At 56.7% G+C, this 497-nt stretch carries 1 protein-coding gene; it reads left to right on the plus strand.

All coding sequences use genetic code 11. The features are described 5' to 3' along the window. Window positions 1-155: 155 nt before the first annotated feature. The coding region (locus tag EEB15_RS33280; RefSeq protein WP_141514259.1) for a hypothetical protein at window positions 156-497 on the plus strand (342 nt) is incomplete at its 3' end.

The raw sequence follows: 497 nt of genomic DNA on the forward strand, positions 1-497 counted from the left end.
AAATCGGTGTCGGTCATAGCAAATCTCCTTTGTATCTATCGTATACACGCTAGATAAAAGGTCAATGCCATTTCGAGAAAAATATTTCGCGAAACGCTATTGTATACACGCGAGCAACTGACTAGACTCGCCTCAATTCATCAAGGAATGCCACCATGACCAATGCCAGCCAAGCACCGGACGCCGGAGCGATCTTTGACCTCAATGGGCAGCAGTACCGCGTCACCGGTTGGCTGGCTGAAGTGCCGGCTTCCGCGTCGAAACCGGCTGCATGGATGGCTGAAATTCTCGAAGGCCTGAGCGGCACCCTGGACATGGCTCCCCGGTACCGCTGGTGCCACCGTGAAGAGGCGACCCACGTAGCGGGTTATGGCGTTGCCGGGTGTGTAGTTCCGGTGACCAGCATCAAGGTGACCGGGACCGTGGACTGGTCTGCTGAGCAGCTCCAGGAAGCGCGCGCTATCGCCGAGCAGTTGGCTGAGCAGGGTGAGCTGATC

The sequence above is a fragment of the Ramlibacter sp. WS9 genome (genome assembly GCF_003797765.1).
Taxonomy (GTDB): Bacteria; Pseudomonadota; Gammaproteobacteria; order Burkholderiales; family Burkholderiaceae_C; genus Ramlibacter.